Raw genomic sequence first — 17,446 nt, 5'->3', positions numbered from 1 at the left:
GAACGGGGAAGCGGATCGTCGTATGAACGGGGGCGGCTCATGGACGCGGTACGGCTCATCGGGGTCAGCAGGTCAGCGCTCGCGGGAAGCACCGCGGTGCTCGAAGTCGTCGCCGAGGCCTGGCAGGCACAAGCCCTCGCCCAGGCCATCGGCAGCCATCTGGCGGCCACCGGCCCGCCGGAACTCAGGGGCGAGGCCCGCGGCCTCAGCGAAACCGGCGGACGCGGCTGCGGAGCGCTCGACCACCCCGGGCTGCGCATCGGCGGCATCCGCGCTGCCCAGCTCTCCGAAGTCAGCGACGCCAGACAGACCCTGACCGGGCTCGGCGCCCTGCTCGGAGACGTCGGGATGGCCCTCGTCGGCGTGGCCTGCGCCACCGACGAGGAAGGGCTCTACTGGCAGTGCATCGAAGCCATAGACGCCGCCGACGAGTCGAGCGACCGGGTCCGCGGAATGCTCCGCCGGCTCACCGTACGGGAGCAGGAGAGACGGCCGGGCGCCCTGCGCGACTCGACGGCGGGGCCGTCATGAACGGATGGGACACACACGAAGAACGGGAACGCGATACGAGAGGGGACGCGACCCGGGATACGAGCGCGAAAGGCTCAGCTGCCCGTGGCGCAGCCCCCGCTGTGCCCGTCGCCGTCCCCGCCCGGCAGTGTCCGGTCGGCGGAGGACTGCAGATCCGCGTCCAGCTGCGAGAGATCGGCGGTCAGCGCCGCCATCAGTTCCTCCATCTGCTGCAACAGCCCCTTCGGCGCACCTTGCTGCTCGGGAACGGACTGCGCGGCCGGCTGGTGCGGCGCGGCCTGTTCGGGCACGGCTTCCTGGGACATGGCGGCCTCCTCGGCCCAAGCCCTCCCGCGCTGCTGCGGGACGGCAGATCGGCAGACGCACCGGCAACGGCCGCCGGCACGCGGGCCGGGCGGTCCGGCTCCGCCACAGCAAACGACCACTCAGCGCCACAGTCACTGGTCAGGACGTGTGCCGCCCGCCAGGTTGACGGATATTCACCCGACCGGGCAGCCATACGGCACGCTGCAAGGGCAGGGTTGACGGCAGTTCGAAGGTGCAGGATGGATCCATGGATCTTCGCATCTTCACGGAGCCCCAGCAGGGCGCCGACTACGACACCCTCCTCCGCGTCGCCAAAGCCACCGAAGACCTCGGCTTCGACGCCTTCTTCCGCTCCGACCACTACCTGCGGATGGGCTCCGTCGACGGGCTCCCGGGCCCCACCGACGCCTGGATCACCCTCGCTGGACTCGCCCGTGAGACCCGGCGCATCCGCCTCGGCACCCTGATGACCGCCGGCACCTTCCGGCTCCCCGGCGTGCTCGCCATCCAGGTCGCCCAGGTCGACCAGATGTCCGGCGGGCGCATTGAACTCGGCCTGGGAGCAGGCTGGTTCGAGCAGGAGCACAAGGCGTACGGCATCCCGTTCCCCAAGGAGAAGTCCGCCCGCCTTGAGGAACAGCTGGAGATCATCACCGGACTCTGGGCCACCGAGACCGGCAAGACCTTCGACCACGACGGCACGTACTACCAGCTCACCGACTCGCCCGCGCTCCCCAAGCCCGTCCAGGCCAAGGTGCCGGTCCTGATCGGCGGCCACGGCGCGACCCGCACCCCACGGCTGGCCGCGAAGTACGCGGACGAGTACAACATCCCGTTCGCCTCGCTCGCCGACAGCGAGCGCCAGTTCGGCCGGGTGCGCGCGGCAGCCGAGAGCGCCGGACGCAGCCCGGACGACCTCGTGTACTCCAACGCGCTGGTCGTCTGTGTGGGGAAGAACGACGCAGAGGTCGCGCGCCGCGCGGCCGCCATCGGAAGGGAAGTGGCAGAACTCAAGGCGAACGGACTGGCAGGCTCACCCGCCGAAGTGGTGGAGAAGATCGGTACGTACGAGGCGATCGGCTCGTCCCGCATCTACCTCCAGGTCCTCGACGTGAAGGACCTCGATCACCTGGAACTGATCGCCTCACAGGTCCAGTCCCAGCTGAACCGGGCGTGACCGTGAGCCCCGCCCGCCCGCTCGCGGCCGCACTCGCCGAGCAGACCGTGGTCCTGGACGGCGGTCTCTCCAACCAACTGGCGGCACAGGGCTGCGACTTGACCGACCCCCTGTGGTCGGCCCGGCTGCTCGCCGACGACCCGAGCCAGATCGAGGCCGCACACCGGGCGTACGTACGGGCGGGGGCACAGGTGCTGATCACGTCCAGCTACCAGGCCACGTACGAGGGCTTCGCACACCGAGGCGTGTCCCATCAGGAGGCGACGACACTCCTTGCCCGGAGTGTGGGGCTGGCGAGAAGGGCGGGGGCGGAGGGGGCAGGGGCGGAGGGGGTGGGGGGAGGGGAGGGGGAGCCCCCCGAAGGCGAAGTCTGGGTCGCCGCCTCCATCGGCCCCTACGGCGCCATGCTGGCCGACGGCAGTGAGTACCGGGGCCGGTACGGGCTGACCGTGCGCGAGCTGGAGCGTTTCCACCGCCCACGCGTGGAGGCGCTGGTCGCGGCCGGGCCGGATGTGCTCGCCCTGGAGACGGTGCCCGACGCCGACGAGGCCGAGGCGCTGCTGCGGGCGGTCGAGGGATGCGGGGTGCCGGTGTGGCTCTCGTACAGCGTCGAGGGGCTGCGCACCCGGGCGGGCCAGGCGCTGGAGGGGGCGTTCGAGCTGGCGGCCGGGATCGACCAGGTGATCGCGGTCGGGGTGAACTGCTGCACGCCCGCCGACGCGGACCGGGCGGTGGAGTTGGCGGCTGCGGTGACCGGGAAGCCGGTAGTCGTCTACCCCAACAGCGGGGAGCGCTGGGACGCGGAGTCCCGTTCCTGGCGGGGCGGAAGCACCTTCGACCCGTCGCGCGTGAGGGCCTGGCGCGCCGCCGGTGCCCGTCTGGTGGGCGGCTGCTGCCGAGTGGGTCCGCAGGAGATCGCACGGCTGGCGGAGTATGCGGCGAAGGGGGTGTGAGCGACGCGGGGACAGTCGACCAAGGGTCAGGGGGGAAGGCCCGGTCAGAGCGAAAATGCCTGGTAGGAGTCGGGCGAACCGGGAGATACTCGATGCGTGTTCCTGACAATCACCACCACCGGCACCCCTGAGCGCCCCGCCACCGATCTCGGTTTTCTGCTGCACAAGCACCCCGGGAAGGCGCAGGCGTTCTCCACCTCCCATGGCACCGCGCACGTCCTCTACCCCGAGGCGAGCGTCGAGCGCTGCACGGCCGCGCTGCTCCTGGAGGTCGATCCCGTTGCGCTGGTGCGGCGAGGTAAGGGCAAGGGACGTGGCGGAGCACCCGATTCCGCCCTGGCGCAGTACGTCAACGACCGCCCGTACGCGGCCTCTTCGCTGATGTCCGTCGCGCTCAGCACCGTCTTCAAGAGCGCCCTGCGCGGAGTGTGCAACACGCTGCCGGAACGGGCCGAGGCGCCGTTGCCGCTGCGGATCGAGATACCTGCCCTGCCCGCGCGCGGCGGCGCCGACCTCGTCCGCAAGCTGTTCGAGCCGCTGGGCTGGGCCTCGGTGTCGGCGCAGCCGTGGGCGCTGGACGAGCGGTTCCCGCAGTGGGGCGAGTCGCGTTACGTACGGCTCGTGCTGGAAGGGGAGCTGCGGCTCGCGGACGCGTTGCGGCAGCTGTACGTCCTGCTGCCGGTGCTCGACGACGCCAAGCACTACTGGGTCGCGCCCGACGAGGTGGACAAGTTGCTGCGGGCCGGTGACGGCTGGCTGGCCGACCACCCCGAGCAGAAGCTGATCACCAGCCGCTATCTGTCCCGGCGCTGGGGCCTGACCCGGCAGGCGATGGAGCGCCTTGAGCTGGTCCGGCTCGCCGAGGCCGACGACATCGCGGTCGAGGCGATCGACAACGCCGTCGACGAGACGACCGACACCGAGGACAAGCCCGTGCCGCTCGCCGTGCGGCGCCGTGAGGCGATCATGACGGCGCTCACGGCGGCGGGTGCGAGCCGCGTACTCGACCTCGGCTGCGGTCAGGGCCAGTTGATACACGAACTCCTCAAGGACGTCCGGTTCACCGAGATCGTGGGTGTCGATGTCTCCATGCGCGCCCTGACGATCGCCGCGCGCCGGCTCAAGCTGGAGCGGATGGGTGAGCGGCAGGCCGACCGCATCACGCTGATGCAGGGCTCGCTCGCGTACACCGACAAGAGGCTCAAGGGGTACGACGCGGCGGTGCTCAGCGAGGTCATCGAACACCTCGATCTGCCTCGGCTGCCCGCCCTGGAGTACGCGGTGTTCGGCGGGGCTCGTCCGCGCACGGTGATCGTGACGACGCCGAACGTCGAGTACAACGTGCGCTGGGAGACCCTTCCGGCCGGGCATGTGCGCCATGGCGATCACCGGTTCGAGTGGACTCGTGCGGAGTTCCGTGACTGGGCGGGTTCGGTCGCCGAACGGCACGGTTACGACGTGGAGTTCGTGCCGGTCGGGCCGGACGACCCCGAGGTGGGGCCGCCGACGCAGATGGCCGTATTCAAGATGATCAAGAGTGACGAGCCGTCCCGCCGGAGCGCGACGCACAACGAGAGCCGGACACCCACCGAGACCTCGACGCCCACCGAGGCCGAGACGACCGTGAAGGAGGCGAACGCCGCATGAGTGCCGAGTCCAGCGACAACGCAGTTGCCCGCACGGGTGCCAGCGCAAGTACCGATGCCAGCACCAGCACCACTTCGAGTACCGGTACGGAAGAGACCGCGCCCGCAAAGCGCACGCTCGCCGTCACCGACCTGTCCCTCGTGGTGCTCATCGGGGCCACCGGATCGGGTAAGTCCACTTTCGCGCGGCGGCACTTCAAGCCGACCGAGGTCCTCTCGTCCGACTTCTGCCGGGGGCTCGTCGCCGACGACGAGAACGACCAGAGCGCGAGCGGCGAGGCGTTCGACGTGCTCCACTACATCGCGGGCAAGCGGCTCGCGGCCGGGCGGCTGACCGTCGTCGACGCCACGAGTGTGCAGGTGGAGAGCCGCAGGCAGCTGGTCCGGTTGGCCCGGGAGCACGATGTGCTGCCGATCGCGATCGTCCTCGACCTGCCCGAGGAGGTCTGCGCCGCACGCAACGCGACCCGTCCCGACCGGGCCGGCATGCCCCGTCAGGTCATCGCACGCCACCGCCGTGAGCTGCGGCGTTCATTGCGCGGCCTGGAGCGCGAGGGGTTCCGCAAGGTGCACATCCTGCGCACCGAGGCGGAGGTGGACCGCGCCGAGATCGTGATCGAGCGCCGCTTCAACGACCTCACCCACCTCACCGGCCCCTTCGACATCATCGGTGACATCCACGGCTGCCGCTCCGAGCTGGAGACCTTGCTCGCCAAGCTGGGTTACGTGGACGGCGTCCATCCCGAGGGCCGTACGGCGGTCTTCGTCGGCGACCTGGTCGACCGTGGCCCGGACAGTCCAGGTGTGTTGCGGCGCGTGATGAAAATGGTGGCCGACGGTAACGCTCTGTGTGTTCCCGGGAACCATGAGAACAAGCTCGGACGTTATCTGGGTGGCAAGAAGGTCCAGCGCACCCATGGACTGGCGGAAACCATCGAGCAGTTGGAGAAGGAGGACGATGGATTCAAGGAACAGGTGAAGGAGTTCATCGACGGGCTCGTCAGCCACTATGTGCTCGACGGCGGCAAGCTGGTCGTCTGTCACGCGGGTCTGCCCGAGAAGTACCACGGGCGTACGTCGGGGCGTGTCCGCTCGCACGCGCTGTACGGCGAGACGACCGGCGAGACCGACGAGTTCGGCCTGCCCGTGCGCTACCCGTGGGCCGAGGACTACCGCGGCCGCGCGGCAGTCGTCTACGGGCACACGCCCGTCCCGAACACGTCGTGGATCAACAACACCATCTGCCTGGACACGGGTGCGGTGTTCGGCGGAAAGATGACCGCGCTGCGCTGGCCGGAGCGCGAGCTCGTCGACGTGCCCGCGGAGAAGGTCTGGTACGAGCCGGTCCGTCCGCTGGCCACCGAGGCGCCCGGTGGCCATGACGGCCGACCGCTCGACCTGGCCGATGTGCACGGCCGCCGTGTCGTGGAGACGCGGGAGCTGGGCAATGTGGCGGTGCGCGAGGAGAACGCGGCGGCCGCGCTCGAAGTCATGAGCCGGTTCGCGGTCGACCCCAGGCTGCTCGCGTATCTGCCGCCGACCATGGCACCGACGGCGACTTCTCGGGAGGAGGGCTATCTGGAGCACCCGGCGGAGGCGTTCGCGCAGTACCGGGCGGACGGGGTCGCGCGGGTCGTGTGCGAGGAGAAGCACATGGGCTCGCGGGCGGTGGCGCTGGTGTGCCGTGACGCCGAGGTGGCGCGCGAGCGGTTCGGAGTGGACGGGCCCACGGGGGCGCTGCACACCCGTACCGGACGCCCGTTCTTCGACGACGCGGCGGTCACCGAGGCCGTCCTGGAGCGGCTGCGGACGGCTGTGTCCGCCGCCGGGCTGTGGGACGAGCTCGCCACGGACTGGCTGCTGTTCGACGCCGAGCTGATGCCGTGGTCCCTGAAGGCCTCCGGCCTGTTGCGTTCGCAGTACGCGGCGGTGGGTGCCGCGTCCGGGGCGGTCTTCCCGGACGCGCTGCGGGCCCTGGAGGCGGCCGGGGAGCGCGGGGTCGAGGTGGCCGGGCTGCTGGCGCGCCAGCGGGAACGGGCCGATGACGCGGCCGCGTTCACCGAGGCGTACCGGCGGTACTGCTGGACGACGGACGGTCTGGAGGGGGTGCGGTTCGCCCCGTTCCAGATCCTCGCCGCCCAGGGGCGCAGCCTTGCCGCGGTGCCCCACGACGAGCAACTGGCGTGGCTGGACCGCCTGGTCGAGCACGACCCGACCGGGCTGCTCCAGGTCACCCGGCGCCTCGTCGTGGACACCGGCGACGAGGAGTCGGTGCGGGCGGGTGTGGACTGGTGGCTGGAGCTGACCGGCGCGGGCGGCGAGGGGATGGTCGTCAAGCCGCTCCAGGCGCTCGCCCGGGACGGCAAGGGGCGCCTGGGGCAGCCCGGCATCAAGGTGCGCGGCCGGGAGTACCTGCGGATCATCTACGGTCCGGAGTACGTGCGGCCCGACAACCTCGACCGGCTGCGGCAGCGTTCGCTGGGCCACAAGCGCTCGCTCGCGTTGCGCGAGTACGCGCTGGGTCTGGAGGCGCTGGAGCGGCTGGCGTCGGGCGAGCCGCTGTGGCGCGTCCACGAGGCGGTCTTCGCGGTCCTGGCCCTGGAGTCGGAACCGGTGGACCCGCGGCTCTGACACGGCTGGAGGCGGAGCGGTGCGGCTCCGCCCTCGGCCGGGTGGCCGCGCCTTCCGGGCGCGGCCTGCCCGGCCCCGCCGCGCTCACGGCTTGGCCGCGTCCGGCCTTCCGCCCCGCCCGGCGTGCCCGTTCGTCGGGTGCGGGGGCTTTCGGCGGGACAGGATGGGGGCATGGGATTCCATGTCGACTCCGAGACCGGGCGGCTGCGCCGCGTCATACTGCACCGGCCGGATCTGGAGCTGAAGCGGCTCACTCCGAGCAACAAGGACGCTCTCCTCTTCGACGATGTGCTCTGGGTGCGCCGGGCGCGCCAGGAGCACGACGGCTTCGCGGACGTGCTGCGCGACCGCGGGGTCCAGGTGCATCTCTTCGGCGATCTGCTGCGCGAGTCGCTGGCGATCCCGCAGGCGAGACGGCTCGTACTGGACCGGGTCTTCGACGAGAAGGAGTACGGCCCGCTGGCGACCGGGCATCTGCGGGCGTCCTTCGACGATCTGTCCGCCGCCGATCTCGCCGAGGCGCTGGTGGGCGGGATGACCAAGCGTGAGTTCCTGGAGCGGCACGCCGAGCCCGTCTCGGTCCGTTTCCACGCGCTGGAGCTGGACGACTTCCTGCTCGGCCCGCTGCCCAACCACCTCTTCACCCGGGACACCTCGGCCTGGATCTACGACGGTGTCTCCATCAACGCGATGCGCTGGCCCGCGCGGCAGCGCGAGACCGTGCACTTCGAGGCGATCTACCGCCACCACCCGCTCTTCACGGGCCCGGAGGCGGGTTCGTTCCACACCTGGTCGAAGGGGCAGAGCGACTATCCGTCGACCATCGAGGGCGGTGACGTGCTGGTGATCGGCAATGGCGCGGTGCTCATCGGGATGAGCGAGCGGACCACGCCGCAGGCCGTGGAGATGCTGGCGCGCGGGCTGTTCGCGGCCGGTTCCGCGCAGTGCATCGTGGCGCTCGACATGCCCAAGCGCCGGGCGTTCATGCACCTCGATACGGTGATGACGATGGTCGACGGAGAAACCTTCACCCAGTACGCCGGGCTCGGCATGCTCCGCTCGTACACGATCGAGCCGGGCGCCGGTGAGCAGGAGCTCAAGGTGACCGACCACCCGCCGGAGCATATGCACCGCGCCATCGCGGCCGCGCTGGGTCTGGACGGGATCCGGGTGCTGATGGCCACGCAGGACGTGCATTCGGCGGAGCGTGAGCAGTGGGACGACGGCTGCAATGTGCTGGCCGTCGAGCCCGGCGTGGTCGTGGCGTACGAGCGCAATGTCACCACCAACACGCATCTGCGCAAGCAGGGCATCGAGGTGATCGAGATTCCCGGCAGCGAGCTCGGGCGGGGGCGGGGCGGACCGCGCTGTATGAGCTGTCCGGTGGAGCGCGACGCCGTGTAAGCCGCACCGATGGCCGTATAGCGATGCGTTCAATCGTATATACTTCCAGCCTCCCCGTATCCGTCATCCAGGAGCAGTCACCATGGCGACAGACCTCGCAGGCCGCCACTTCCTCAAGGAGCTGGACTTCACCGCCGAGGAGTTCCGCGCTCTGGTGGAGCTGGCCGCCGAGCTCAAGGCCGCCAAGAAGGCGGGGACCGAGGTCCAGCGGCTGCGTGGGCGGAACATCGCGCTGATCTTCGAGAAGCCGTCGACCCGGACCAGGTGCTCCTTCGAGGTGGCGGCCGCCGACCAGGGCGCTTCCACGACGTATATCGACCCGGCGGGTTCGCACATCGGCAAGAAGGAGTCGGCGCGGGACACCGCGCGCGTGCTCGGGCGGATGTTTGATGCGATCCAGTTCCGCGGGGACGCCCAGAAGACGGCCGAAACGCTCGCCGCGCACGCGGGTGTGCCGGTCTACAACGGGCTCACCGACGCCTGGCACCCCACCCAGATGCTCGCCGACGTCCTCACCATGACCGAGCACACCGACAAGCCCCTTGAGCGGATGTCTTTCGCCTATCTGGGTGATGCCCGGTACAACATGGGCAACTCCTATCTGGTCACCGGCGCCCTGCTCGGTATGGACGTACGCATCGTGGCGCCCCGGGCGTACTGGCCGTCCGACGACGTGGTCGCGCTCGCGGACCAGCTCGCCGGGCAGAGCGGCGCGCGCCTGACGATCACCGAGGACATCGCGCGGGGTGTGGCGGGTGCGGACTTCGTCGCCACCGATGTGTGGGTGTCGATGGGCGAGCCCAAGGAGATCTGGGCCGAGCGCATCAAGGCGCTCGCGCCCTACGCGGTGACCATGGACGTCCTGCGGGCCACCGGCAACCCGGACGTCAAGTTCCTGCACTGCCTGCCCGCCTTCCACGACCTGGGTACGGCGTTCGCCCAGGAGATCCATGAGCAGTACGGGCTCGCCGAGCTCGAAGTCACCGACGAGGTCTTCGAGTCGGCGCACTCGGTCGTCTTCGACGAGGCCGAGAACCGGCTGCACACCATCAAGGCCGTGATGGTCGCGACCCTCGCCGCCTGACCCTCAGCGGCGCGGCGGCAGTGGCGGGCGCGTCGGCAGGGTGAACCAGACCGCCTTGCCGTGCGCGGTGGGGCGGTGACCGCACGCCGAGCTCAGGGTGCGGATCAGCAGAAGGCCCCGGCCGTGTTCCTGCCAGGGGTCGGGCTCGTCGTCCGGGCCCGGGGCGGAGAGATCGCCCGGCGGCAGCGGCGAGCGGTCGTGCACCTCGACCTGGCACCCCGACGCCAGCAGCTCCACGACCAGCTCGATGGGCTGGTCACCGGCGGTGTGCTCGACGGCGTTGGCGACCAGCTCGGCCGTGAGCAGCTCGGCGGTGTCGCTGTCGGCCGAGGCCTCGATGTCCGCGAGCGCGGTACGGATCAGGGCGCGCGCGATCGGCACGGCGGAGTTGGTGTGGGGGAGCGCGATACGCCAGGAGGTCGGGGCGCCGGCCGGTTCGCGGGCGGGGCCGGAGGGCTCGGGCAAGGCGGAGGTTTCCGTTCGGGTCGCGTGGGGTCGTCTCGGACCGGATGGGGTGATTCCCGGACGTAGGGGGACGGCCCGGGCTCTGGTGCTTCCTTCAACTTTACGAAGTGCGGTGCGCGGGCGAGTAGAGGCCCCCGGCAGGCAGAAAAGGGACGTGCGCCACACCGGGAAGGGCCGTTCGCCCCTCTCCGGAGCAGCACTGGAGCTCTACCCCTCATATCGCGTACTCATGACGACAGTCACGTATCGGTGATACCTTCGAGGGGCAGGCATCTGTCGGCTTGCTGAGGAGGCCGCACTCCATGAGCCCGTTTCCCAGCTCCGCGTCCCGCACCGAACACTGGCGCCATCTGCGGCTGACCGTGGCGGACGGGGTCGCGACCGTCACCCTCGCCCGGCCCGAGAAGCTGAACGCGCTCACCTTCGGGGCGTATGCGGATCTGCGCGATCTGCTCGCCGAACTCGCCCGGGAGCGGTCCGTGCGGGCCCTGGTGCTGGCCGGTGAAGGGCGCGGCTTCTGCTCCGGGGGCGATGTCGACGAGATCATCGGCGCGACCCTGTCGATGGACACCTCCCAACTGCTCGACTTCAACCGGATGACCGGACAGGTCGTCCGGGCCGTACGCGAATGCCCCTTCCCGGTGATCGCCGCTGTCCACGGCGTGGCAGCCGGAGCGGGCGCGGTCCTGGCGCTCGCCGCCGACTTCCGTATCGCCGACCCCTCCGCCCGGTTCTCCTTCCTGTTCACCAAGGTCGGCCTCTCCGGCGGCGACATGGGCGCCGCCTATCTGCTGCCGCGCGTCGTCGGGCTCGGACACGCCACCCGGCTGCTGATGCTCGGCGAACCGGTTCGCGCCCCCGAGGCCGAACGGATCGGCCTGATCAGCGAGTTGACCGACGAAGGGCAGGCCGACGCGCGCGCCGGCGAGCTCGCCCGGCACCTCGCCGCCGGCCCCGCCCTCGCGTACGCGCAGACCAAGGCCCTGCTCACGGCCGAGCTCGACATGCCGCTCGCGGCCGCCGTCGAACTCGACGCCGCCACCCAGGCCCTGCTGATGAACGGCCAGGACTACGCCGAGTTCCACGCCGCGTTCAGCGAGAAGCGGCCCCCGAAATGGCAGGGGCGCTGACCGTGCCGGGCCGCCCGGGCGACGGCCCCGACCCCGCCGCGCGAGCGCTGCGGGTCGCCGTCGTCGGCGGCGGCCCCGGCGGGCTCTACGGCGCGGCCCTGCTCAAACGGCTCGGCCCCGACCGAGAGATCACCCTCTGGGAACGCAACGCCCCGCACGACACCTTCGGCTTCGGTGTCGTCCTCTCCGACGAGACCCTCGGCGGGATCGAACACGCCGACCCCGTGGTGTACGAGGCACTGCGCGCCGAGTTCGTACGGTGGGACGACATCGACATCGTCCACCGGGGCCGCACGCTCACCTCCGGCGGACACGGCTTCGCCGCACTCGGCCGGCGCAGGCTCCTGGAGATCCTGCACCAGCGCTGCCGCACGCTCGGCGTGGAGCTCCGGTTCCGGACCGAGGCCCCGCCCGCCGCCGAACTCGCCGCCGCGTACGACCTGGTGATCGCCGCCGACGGAGTGCACAGCCCGACCCGCGAGGCGCACGCCGCGCACTTCGCTCCGCGCGTCACCGGCCACCGCTGCCGCTATATCTGGCTCGCCGCCGACTTCGCCTTCGACTCCTTCCGCTTCGAGATCGCCGAGACCGAGCACGGCGTGATGCAACTGCACGGCTACCCGTTCAGCGCCGACTCCTCCACCGTCATCGTCGAGATGCGCGAAGAGGTGTGGCGGGCCGCCGGGTTCGCCGAGCTCGACGAGCAGGCGTCGGCCGACCGCTGCGCCAAGATCTTCGCGGACGCCCTGGACGGCCGGTCCCTGCGCGGCAACAAATCCGCCTGGACCGTGTTCCGTACGGTCGTCAACGAGCACTGGTCGCACGCGAACACGGTCCTGCTCGGCGACGCCGCCCACACCGCGCACTTCTCCATCGGCTCCGGCACCAAGCTCGCCGTCGAGGACGCCCTGGCGCTGGCCGCCCGCGTCGAGGAGCAGCCCACGTTGACGGCCGCCCTCGCCGCGTACGAGAACGAGCGCAAGCCCGTCGTCGAGTCGACCCAGCGCGCGGCCGTGGCCAGCCTGCGCTGGTTCGAGGAGCTCGGGCTCTACCTCGACCAGCCGCCCCGGCAGTTCGCGTTCAACCTGCTCACCCGCAGCCGCCGGGTCACCCACGACAATCTGCGCCTGCGCGATCCCGCGTTCACCGGCACGGTGGAGCGCGCCTTCGACTGCCCGCCCGACACGCCTCCGATGTTCACCCCCTTCCGGCTGCGCGGACTTGAGCTGCGCAACCGTGTCGTCGTCTCTCCCATGGACATGTACTCGGCCGTGGACGGCGTCCCCGGCGACTTCCATCTCGTCCACCTCGGCGCCCGGGCCCTGGGCGGTGCGGGTCTGGTGATGACCGAGATGGTGTGCGTGAGCGCGCAGGGCCGGATCACTCCGGGCTGCACCGGCCTCTACACCCCCGAGCAGGCCAAGGCCTGGCGCCGGGTCACCGACTTCGTCCACCGACAAGCCCCGGGGACGGCTATCGGTGTCCAGCTCGGTCACTCCGGGCGCAAGGGCTCGACCAAGCTCATGTGGGAGGGCATCGACGAGCCGCTGGACGACGGCAACTGGTCCGTTGTCGCCGCCTCACCGATCCCCTACCAGCCGGGTGTCAACCAGGTCCCGCACGCGCTCGATCGCGCGGGGCTGACCGACATCCGCGAGCAGTTCGCCGCGGCGGCCTGGCGGGCCGCCCGCTGCGACTTCGACCTGCTGGAACTGCACTGCGCCCACGGCTATCTGCTCTCGGGGTTTCTCTCCCCTCTCACCAACCAACGCACGGACATCTACGGGGGTTCCCTCGCGGGCCGACTGCGTTTTCCGCTGGAGGTGTTCGACTCGCTGCGGGGCATCTGGCCCGACGACAAGCCCATGACGGTGCGGATCTCCGCCGCCGACTGGGCGGTGGGCGGCACCACCGCCGAGGAGGCCGTCGAGATCGCCCGCGCGTTCGCCGCGCACGGCGCCGACGCGATCGACGTCTCCACCGGGCAGGTCGTCGCGGACGAGCGCCCCGAGTTCGGCCGCTCGTACCAGACGCCGTACGCCGACCGGATCCGCAACACGCTGGGCATCCCCGTCATCGCGGTCGGGGCGATCTCCTCCTGGGACGACGTGAACTCCCTGCTGCTCGCGGGCCGCGCCGACCTCTGTGCCCTGGCCCGCCCCCATCTCTACGACCCCAACTGGACCCTGCACGCGGCGGCCGAGCAGGGCTACACCGGCCCCGGCGCGCCCTGGCCGCAGCCGTACCGCGCGGGCAGCCGCAAGCCGCCGACGGGGCGTACCGACGCGCCCCGGCCGAGGCTCACCTTGAACTGACGCGCCACGCCACGAGCCAGATCGCCACGTCACGAGCCGAGCGACACACCTGGGAACCATTCGGCCGCGCCATGAGTTTCTACAGCGTTGTAGAAGTGACCAGCGAAAGCAGATGGAGAACCGATGGCCCTGTGGGACCGCTTCAAGGAGTCCGCGTCGACGATGCAGACGCAGCTCGTGGCCAAGAAGAACGACCTGAAGAGCGGGGCGTTCCGGGACGCCAGCATGGCGATGTGCGCCCTCGTCGCGGCTGCCGACGGCACCGTCGACCCCTCCGAGCGGCGCCGGGTGGCCCAGCTCATCGCCACCAACGAGGTGTTGCAGAACTTCCCGGCCGACGACCTTCAGCGCCGCTTCGACGACTACCTGAACAAGCTCACCGCCGACTTCGACTTCGGCAAGGTCAGCGTGCTCCAGGAGGTCGCCAAGGCGAAGAAGAAGCCCGCCGAGGCGCGCGCGGTGATCCAGATAGGCATCGTCATCGGCGGCGCCGACGGCGACTTCGACAAGACCGAGCAGGCCGTGGTCCGCGAGGCCTGCTACGCGCTGGACCTGCCGCCTGCCGAGTTCGACCTCTAGGGACGCCCTTTCCTGTCAGGGCGCCTCTTCGGGGCAGCCGGGCCGCGCGCGTGACAGCGGCCTGCCCGTGAAGCCGGGCTGTCCGTAAGGGGGCGGACCGTCGCAGCGTCGTCGTGACCCGCAGCACGACGGCGAGCGTGGCGGTCGCGCCCGCTCGCGAACCGCGACCCCGTTAGGCCCCGGCCCCCTGACCTGCCGCCCACAGCAGCGTGCGCAACAGCCGCTCGTCGTCCGGCGAGAGCGTGGTGAGGAAGCTGGCGAGCACCGCGCCCCGGTCCGGCTCGCCGTCCAGCACCCGCCGCATCCGCAGCGCCGCGAGCCCGGCCTCGTCGGCCGCCGGGGCCCAGACGAACGAGCGGCCCGAGCGCTCCCGGGTCACCGACTGCTTGGCGTGCAGCCGCGACAGGATCGTCACGACGGTCGTGTACGCGAGCGGTCCGCCTATGCGTTCGCGCACCCATCCGGCGGTCACCGGCTCGGCCGCCCGCCGCAGGGCGGCAAGGACTTGGGCTTCCAATTCGCCCTGTCCCCGCCTGCGGGCGCGCCCGCCCTGATCCGTCACGCCGTCTCCGTGGCGGAAGGTCCCTGCACGGTGGAGTCGGGTTCCGGCGCGGTGGCAGCAGGGCCCCGCTCAGTGGAGGAAGGTCCCTGCACGAACGCCGCGCCCGCGTCCCGCAGGCGGGCGTGCAGGCGGCGGAAGACCTCCGCCGAGCGTTCGCCCGGCCAGTTGGGGGGCAGCAGTGCGGTGGGCAGGCCAGGGTCCGCGTACGGCAGGCGGCGCCAGGAGTCCAGGGCCAGCAGATAGTCCCGGTAGGCCTCTTCGGGCGGGACCTCGGCCGAGGGCGCGGAGTGCGCGCGCGTCTCCCAGCCCCGCAGCACCGGCTCGTGCAGGCCCAGGAACTCCTCGTGCTGTTTGGCGATCGCCGCCAGGTCCCACCAGCGGCCGACCGCCTCGGCCGTCGGTGCGAAGCCCAGGTGCTCGCCCCGGAACAGATCGACGTACAGGGCGAGTTGGAGCCGTTCCAGAGTGTGCCGGGTCTCCTCGTACAGGTGCGCGGGGGCGATCCACACGCCCGGCGCGGCCGTGCCGAAGCCGAGCCCCGCGAGGCGGGAGCGCAGCACATGGCGCTTGTTGCGCTCGGACTCGGGCACCGAGAAGACGGCCAGCACCCAGCCCTCACGCGCGCGTGGCCGCGGGTGCGGATAGATCCGGCGGTCGCCGTCGTCGAGCAGCTGGCGCGCGTCGGCGGAGAGCGCGTACCCGGCGGCGCCCGCCGTGGTCCGCTCGGGCACGAGGAGTCCGCGCCGTTTGAGCCGGGACACCGAGGAGCGCACGGACGGCGCGTCGACGCCGACGGCGGCGAGCAGTCGGATCAGCTCGGCGACCGCGAGGGAGCCCTCCTTCTCGCGTCCGTACGCGCCGTAGAGGGTGACGATCAGGGATCGGGGGGTGTGCTGCTCGGCCACGTGATCACTCTAGGGCCCGCAGCCGGAAGCGCTGCAGCTTGCCGGTCGGTGTCCGGGGGAGCGCGTCCAGGAACACCACCTCGCGCGGGCATTTGTACGGGGCGAGTTCGGCCTTCACATGGTCGCGCAGCAGCCCGGCCGTGGCCTCGCCCGCCACGACGCCCTCGCGCAGCACGCAGTAGGCGACGACCACCTGCCCGCGTGCCTCGTCGGGGCGGCCGATCACGGCGGTCTCGACCACGTCCGGGTGGCGCAGCAGGGCGTCCTCGACCTCGGGGCCCGCGATGTTGTAGCCCGCCGAGATGATCATGTCGTCGGCGCGGGCCACATAGCGGAAGTAGCCGTCGGGCTCGCGTACATAGGTGTCGCCGGTGAGGTTCCAGCCTCCTTTGACGTACTCCGACTGGCGGTCATCGGCCAGATAGCGGCAGCCGACCGGGCCGCGCACGGCGAGCAGGCCCGGCTCGCCGTCAACGACAGGTTGACCTTTGGCGTCCACTACGCGCGCGTGCCACCCCGGTACGGGCTTTCCGGTGGCGCCGGGTCTGATGTCGTCGTCGGCCGCCGAGATGAAGATGTGCAGCAGTTCGGTGGCGCCGATGCCGTTGATGATGCGCAGCCCGGTCCGCTCCCGCCAGGCGCGCCAGGTCGCGGCGGGCAGGTTCTCGCCGGCCGACACACAGCGCCGCAGCGCCCCCACGTCGTATCCGTCGAGCTCGTCCAGCATCGCCCGGTAGGCGGTCGGCGCGGTGAACAGGACGGAGACCCGGTGGCGGGCGAGCGCGGGCAACAGCTGCTTGGGCCCGGCCTGCTCGAGCAGCAGAGACGAGGCGCCCGCCCGCATCGGGAAGACGACGAGACCGCCGAGGCCGAAGGTGAAGCCGAGCGGCGGGCTGCCCGCGAAGACGTCGTCGGGCTCCGGCCGCAGCACATGGCGGGCGAACGTGTCCGCGATGGCCAGCACGTCCCGGTGGAAGTGCATGCACCCTTTGGGGCGGCCGGTGGTGCCCGAGGTGAAAGCGATCAGGGCGACGTCGTCGGCCGCCGTCGTCACTGCTGTGTACGGGACGTCGGCTCCGCGCGCGTCGGCGAGCCGCAGGAGGTCGTCGGCACTGTCACCCCCGTAGGGGGTGACGTGAAGGCCCGGCACGGCAGCCCGCTCCAGCTCCGCGAGCGAGCGTGCGTCGCACAGGGCGTGCTCGATCCGGGCGATCTCGCAGATGGTGGCCAGCTCGTGCGCCCGCTGCTGGGCCAGTACGGTCACGGCCACCGCACCCGTCTTCATCACCGCGAGCCAGCAGGCGGCCAGCCACGGCGTGGTGGGCCCGCGCAGCAGCACCCGGTTGCCGGGGACCACGCCGAGGGCGGCGGTGAGGGTGTGGGCGATCCGGTCGACCCGGCCGCGCAGCTCCCCGTACGTCCACAGACCGCCCTCGGCGGTGCGGAAGACGGGCCGGTCCGCGCCGAAGCGCTCGATCGTGCGGTCCAGGAGCTCGGCGCCGCAGTTGAGCCGCTCGGGATAGCGCAGCTCGGGGAGGTCGAAGACCAGTTCCGGCCACTGATCGGCGGGCGGCAGATGGTCGCGGGAAAACGTGTCGGCATGCGCTGAGGTCTTCAGCTCCATACGGGATCGCCCCCTTGTCGCATCTGGAGCGTATCGTTTGGATGACGACAGTCAACGGTTCGCGATAAGAGTCGAGCAGTGGGAACACTCGCGGTAAGAGCGGGGCAGACGGCGGGACGACAGCGAGACTGGAC

General features: G+C 71.1%; 15 protein-coding genes. 10 read left to right on the top strand and 5 right to left on the bottom strand.

Going from position 1 to position 17,446, the window contains the following annotated elements:
• Nucleotides 1-39 precede the first annotated feature (39 nt).
• Nucleotides 40-531, top strand: a complete 492-nt coding sequence (locus BG418_RS20510) for a DUF6099 family protein (RefSeq protein ID WP_188275388.1) — start codon at nucleotides 40-42, stop codon at nucleotides 529-531.
• Between the two features lie 74 nt (nucleotides 532-605).
• Here the strand turns inward: BG418_RS20510 and BG418_RS20505 are convergent, their stop codons facing one another.
• Complete coding sequence (locus BG418_RS20505) at nucleotides 606-836, bottom strand: hypothetical protein (RefSeq protein ID WP_188275387.1); 231 nt, start codon at nucleotides 834-836, stop codon at nucleotides 606-608.
• A 248-nt stretch (nucleotides 837-1,084) separates the two neighbouring features.
• Here BG418_RS20505 and BG418_RS20500 point away from each other — a divergent pair, with 248 nt between their 5' ends.
• From BG418_RS20500 to argF, 6 genes are all read left to right on the top strand, one after another.
• Nucleotides 1,085-2,014: an LLM class F420-dependent oxidoreductase gene (locus BG418_RS20500; protein ID WP_188275386.1), complete on the top strand. Its 930-nt coding sequence runs from the start codon at nucleotides 1,085-1,087 to the stop codon at nucleotides 2,012-2,014.
• Between the two features lie 2 nt (nucleotides 2,015-2,016).
• Entirely contained in the window at nucleotides 2,017-2,967 is a 951-nt protein-coding gene (gene mmuM / locus BG418_RS20495) for a homocysteine S-methyltransferase (protein WP_188275563.1), read from the top strand.
• A gap of 96 nt (nucleotides 2,968-3,063) precedes the next feature.
• A complete protein-coding gene (locus BG418_RS20490) occupies nucleotides 3,064-4,614 on the top strand; it encodes a 3' terminal RNA ribose 2'-O-methyltransferase Hen1 (protein ID WP_188275385.1) in 1,551 nt (516 codons plus the stop codon).
• On the top strand, nucleotides 4,611-7,244 hold the full coding sequence (locus BG418_RS20485; RefSeq protein WP_188275384.1) for a polynucleotide kinase-phosphatase: 2,634 nt from the start codon (nucleotides 4,611-4,613) through the stop codon (nucleotides 7,242-7,244). The genes BG418_RS20490 and BG418_RS20485 overlap by 4 nt, the downstream gene beginning before the upstream one ends.
• A 171-nt stretch (nucleotides 7,245-7,415) precedes the next feature.
• The gene (locus tag BG418_RS20480; RefSeq protein WP_188275383.1) at nucleotides 7,416-8,648 is read left to right on the top strand and encodes an arginine deiminase; all 1,233 of its coding nucleotides are present in this window, start codon (nucleotides 7,416-7,418) and stop codon (nucleotides 8,646-8,648) included.
• Nucleotides 8,649-8,730: 82 nt separating this feature from the next.
• Entirely contained in the window at nucleotides 8,731-9,732 is a 1,002-nt protein-coding gene (argF, locus tag BG418_RS20475) for an ornithine carbamoyltransferase (protein WP_188275382.1), read from the top strand.
• A gap of 3 nt (nucleotides 9,733-9,735) precedes the next feature.
• On the opposite strand, the gene BG418_RS20470 is transcribed toward argF, so the two are convergent.
• On the bottom strand, nucleotides 9,736-10,197 hold the full coding sequence (locus tag BG418_RS20470) for an ATP-binding protein (RefSeq protein WP_188275381.1): 462 nt from the start codon (nucleotides 10,195-10,197) through the stop codon (nucleotides 9,736-9,738).
• A gap of 302 nt (nucleotides 10,198-10,499) precedes the next feature.
• Here BG418_RS20470 and BG418_RS20465 point away from each other — a divergent pair, with 302 nt between their 5' ends.
• The 3 genes from BG418_RS20465 (at nucleotide 10,500) to BG418_RS20455 (ending at nucleotide 14,221) form a co-directional block, all read left to right on the top strand.
• Nucleotides 10,500-11,327 (top strand): enoyl-CoA hydratase family protein, encoded by an 828-nt coding sequence (locus BG418_RS20465; RefSeq protein ID WP_188275380.1) that lies wholly within the window; start codon nucleotides 10,500-10,502, stop codon nucleotides 11,325-11,327.
• Nucleotides 11,312-13,642, top strand: a complete 2,331-nt coding sequence (locus BG418_RS20460; protein ID WP_188275379.1) for a bifunctional salicylyl-CoA 5-hydroxylase/oxidoreductase — start codon at nucleotides 11,312-11,314, stop codon at nucleotides 13,640-13,642. Before BG418_RS20465 ends, BG418_RS20460 begins: the two co-directional genes overlap by 16 nt.
• 123 nt (nucleotides 13,643-13,765) lie before the next feature.
• Entirely contained in the window at nucleotides 13,766-14,221 is a 456-nt protein-coding gene (locus tag BG418_RS20455) for a tellurite resistance TerB family protein (RefSeq protein ID WP_188275378.1), read from the top strand.
• A 172-nt stretch (nucleotides 14,222-14,393) separates the two neighbouring features.
• On the opposite strand, the gene BG418_RS20450 is transcribed toward BG418_RS20455, so the two are convergent.
• The 3 genes from BG418_RS20450 to BG418_RS20440 are packed head-to-tail and all read right to left on the bottom strand — an operon-like array spanning nucleotide 14,394 to nucleotide 17,312.
• A complete protein-coding gene (locus BG418_RS20450; protein WP_188275377.1) occupies nucleotides 14,394-14,783 on the bottom strand; it encodes a BlaI/MecI/CopY family transcriptional regulator in 390 nt (129 codons plus the stop codon).
• Nucleotides 14,780-15,688: a PaaX family transcriptional regulator C-terminal domain-containing protein gene (locus BG418_RS20445; protein WP_188275376.1), complete on the bottom strand. Its 909-nt coding sequence runs from the start codon at nucleotides 15,686-15,688 to the stop codon at nucleotides 14,780-14,782. The genes BG418_RS20450 and BG418_RS20445 overlap by 4 nt, the downstream gene beginning before the upstream one ends.
• 4 nt (nucleotides 15,689-15,692) lie before the next feature.
• Entirely contained in the window at nucleotides 15,693-17,312 is a 1,620-nt protein-coding gene (locus BG418_RS20440) for an AMP-binding protein (protein ID WP_188275375.1), read from the bottom strand.
• Nucleotides 17,313-17,446: the final 134 nt, after the last annotated feature.

The organism is Streptomyces sp. CBMA152 (assembly GCF_014596475.1).
Taxonomy (GTDB): domain Bacteria; phylum Actinomycetota; class Actinomycetes; order Streptomycetales; family Streptomycetaceae; genus Streptomyces.
This window is presented reverse-complemented; position numbering and strand designations above follow the sequence as displayed.